The organism is Armatimonas sp. (genome assembly GCF_043760365.1).
Classification (GTDB): domain Bacteria; phylum Armatimonadota; class Armatimonadia; order Armatimonadales; family Armatimonadaceae; genus Armatimonas.
On sequence record NZ_JAYUPA010000775.1, the window covers coordinates 1 to 3,407 of the forward strand.

Below are 3,407 nucleotides of genomic sequence, written 5' to 3' on the forward strand. Positions count from 1 at the left end.
CATGTACTACTCATCGCGCCCGAGCGGCACATTGGCGGACTCACGGCGGGCGGACTCTCGTACACCGACACGGGGCGCAAAGAGGCAATTGGCGGGCTGGCGCGGGAAGTGTATGCCCGGATTGGGGCGAAGTACGGCAAGGCAGAGGAATGGAACTTCGAGCCCCATATCGCCCAGGAAGTGCTCACCGAGCTGCTCGCCGAGGTGCGGGTCGTGCCGTACTTTGGGCAGTTTCTGGCATCGGTGAAAAAAAGCCGTGGGCGGATTATCTCGCTCACCACCGAAGAGGGCCTGACGGTTGAGGCAGCGGCATTCATTGATGCCACCTACGAGGGCGACTTAATGGCCAAGGCGGGCGTGAGCTACACCGTGGGCCGTGAGAGCAACAAAACCTACGGTGAGACGCTCAACGGCGTGCAAGTTCGAGACAAGCACCAGTTTCTGAAGCCCGTCTCACCGTATGTGAGCGAAGGCGACCCAAAGAGTGGCCTACTGCCTGGCATTCAGAATCACCCGCTCCCCGCAGGCAGTGGCGATAAGAGTGTCCAAGCGTATTGTTTTCGCCTCTGCCTAACAAAAACTCCGGCCAACAAAATTCCCTACCTCAAGCCCAACAACTACGACTCCAGCAACTATGAGCTGCTCAGACGCTACATCAAGGCGGGTGCCGACGAGTTCTTTAATAAGTTCGATCCCCTCCAAAAAGGCAAGTTTGATAAGAATAACCACGGGGGCTTCTCGACGGACTTTATTGGAGCCAACCACAAGTACCCTGAGGCAAGCTACGCCGAGCGCGAGAAGATCTTCCAAACGCACGTGCGCTACCAGCAAGGGCTTATGTGGTACATGGGCAATGAGCCAACCGTCCCTACTCTCCTACGTGAGCACTGGAGTGAGTGGGGGCTCTGCCGCGACGAGTTTGTCGAAACGGGCGGCTGGCCCTGGCAGCTCTACATCCGTGAGGCCCGCCGCATGGTCACCAACACCGTGATGACCGAGAAGCACTGCAAGGGCAAGCTCAAGGTGGAGGACTCCGTGGGGCTGGGCAGCTACAACATGGACTCCCACAACTGCAACCGCGTGGTCGTGGAGGGCTTTGTGAAAAACGAGGGTGATGTCCAGACCAGTACTCCCCCCTACGCCATCTCGTATCGCTCGATTGTTCCTCGTGAGCGCGAGTGCGGGAACCTTTTTGTACCTGTCTGCCTCGCCTCCAGCCACATCGCCTACGGCTCGATCCGCATGGAACCGGTCTTCATGATCCTGGGGCAGTCATCGGCGCTTGCGGCCTGGCTCTTCATTGAGGGAGGGTTCGCCTCCGTTCAGGAGGTTCCCTATGCCCTCCTGGAATCAGTGTTACGCCAGGCCAAGCAGGTGCTGGCCTGGCGTGCCTGATTTATTTTCCACGTCCGGAAGCTTTGGGAAGCCGGGCGGCGGCGGGTGGTGCCGAGGGAGTGGGTTTGGCGGAGCTCCCCTCCTCGCCGTTTGCGTTAGACGCGGCACCGGGCTTGGGTTGCCCTGCACTACGGTACTGCTCCAGAATCTTTGCTGCTGCCGGCGAGAGTGCCGGTTTTTTCTTACTTGCTGCCATCGTATTCCCTCCTAGGATTTCAAAAACGACTTTAGGATCGTCTAAACTGGTTTCCGGGCTGACGCTGAATCAGGCCCTTCATCTCCAGCATTGTTGCGGCCACCATCGCTTGCGCGGGGGCCAGTGCCGCTGCCTCAGCCGCATCGTCTAAGCTGACCGGCGTGCCTGAGAGCTGCTCGAACAGTACCGCCTCGTCGGGCAGGAGCTCTGGCAGAGGCTTTTTAGGCTCCGGTACATTTACTTCGACCTCCAGCGGCAGCATTAAGTTCACCGGCCGCGTTAAGTTCACTCGCTGTGGGCTGGCGGCCAGCACTTCTAAAATATCCTCGGGACAGTCCGCCAGAGATGCACCATCTTGTACCAGCTTGTGCCCACCGCGCGAGCGCCCTGTATCCACCGGCCCAGGTACCACCCAGACATCGCGCCCGTACTCGGCGGCATTGCGTGCTGTGATCAGTGCACCAGACTGCTCAGGAGATTCTATCACCAGAGTTGCTTGCGAGAGTGCCGCGATAATCCGGTTTCGTGCAGGAAAGCGCCAGGGCTCGGGTTTGGTGCCGACCGGGAACTCACTCACAATAGCCCCCCCCTTTGCGACAATCTGCTCAAAGAGGGAGCGGTTCTCGGCGGGATAGACATAGTCCAAGCCACACGCCACCACAGCAACTGTCGTCCCTCCCGCTTCCAAGGTTCCCCGGTGAGCAGCCGTGTCCACCCCAGCCGCTCCGCCGGAGACCACACTAAAACCCGCCTCCGCAAAAGCACGTGCAAAGCGTCCTGCCTGCGCCTTGCCGTAGAGGGTCGCCCGCCGAGAGCCGACAATCGCTAAGCCCAGAACGGTGGGCAGGTGCCCCCGCACAAAAAGTATTGCAGGTGAGTCGTCGAAGTGCCGCAGCTCCGCAGGGTAGTCCGGATCGGTTGTGAGAAACGCCTGGATTCCTAGGGTCTGGGCCTGATCTAGGAGACTCGTGGGAACAACTGCCTGGGAAGCACGCTCCAACCGACTCTGCTGAGCGGTTGTGAGCCCCAGGGTCTGGCCCAAGGCAGCTTCGGGATTGCCGCCTGATGCCTCCAACAGTAGCCGGAGACGGTGAGGAGGCAGCATCGCCTCAGCAAGGCGATGACATGCAAGAAATACAGCACTCTCAGCGGAAATGGGCATCTTATTGAATAACGAAGCGGGCGAAAGCCAGTGCTCTCGCCCGCTGGATAGAATGAGGAGGGAGCTAGCCGCCGCCGCCACCTCGCAAGCCGCCGCCGCTACCGCCGCCTCGCAGCCCGCCACCACCTAAACCAGGTCCGCCACCCAGACCGGCTCCACCGCCCGTTCCCGTTCCCGTGCGCGGGGTAGCAGTCAGGTCAGGAAGCCCTACGCGCTCTGGCAGACTATTATTTACCACGAACGACCAGGTTTCCACCGTCTCGTTGCCACGCCAGTCCTTAGCACGCATTGTCACCACATGACGCCCATTGGCAAGAGGAGGATCAACCAGGCGGCCACTAGATTGTGTCTTGTAAGATAACAGCCCACTCTTAAGACTGTACGTTGCTGTCACGTCTTTGCCGTCCAGAGCCACCGACACGCTATCGAAGTTCAGCCCACTGCCAAAATCCTTTACCTTAGCGGCAACGAGAAACGGAGGCTTACCGTTCAGTGCGCTACCGGCTTTGGGGTAGTGTCCGGTAAAAAGAGGGCCAGTGGTGTCTGGCGCATCGGCACGAAACGCGGTCAGGGTACCATCACTAGAGAGTGTATAGAGTGTCCCTCCCGAGAGAGCCAGAGGAGCCGCGACAGCGGTCTCCAAAGTAGGTGTGG

General features: G+C 59.7%; 4 protein-coding genes. 1 reads left to right on the forward strand and 3 read right to left on the reverse strand.

Annotation, left to right across the window (positions count from 1 at the left end):
- Positions 1-1,395, forward strand: a 1,395-nt coding sequence (locus ACH2EH_RS18580) for an FAD-dependent oxidoreductase (RefSeq protein ID WP_395143961.1), incomplete at its 5' end; no start/stop codon positions are given.
- A 1-nt stretch (position 1,396) separates the two neighbouring features.
- On the opposite strand, the gene ACH2EH_RS18585 is transcribed toward ACH2EH_RS18580, so the two are convergent.
- The 3 genes from ACH2EH_RS18585 to ACH2EH_RS18595 all read right to left on the reverse strand — a co-directional run.
- Positions 1,397-1,591 (reverse strand): hypothetical protein, encoded by a 195-nt coding sequence (locus ACH2EH_RS18585; protein ID WP_309687845.1) that lies wholly within the window; start codon positions 1,589-1,591, stop codon positions 1,397-1,399.
- A 31-nt stretch (positions 1,592-1,622) separates the two neighbouring features.
- Positions 1,623-2,753, reverse strand: a complete 1,131-nt coding sequence (gene dprA, locus ACH2EH_RS18590) for a DNA-processing protein DprA (protein WP_395143963.1) — start codon at positions 2,751-2,753, stop codon at positions 1,623-1,625.
- Between the two features lie 64 nt (positions 2,754-2,817).
- On the reverse strand, positions 2,818-3,407 hold a 590-nt coding region (locus tag ACH2EH_RS18595), incomplete at its 5' end, for a hypothetical protein (protein ID WP_395143964.1).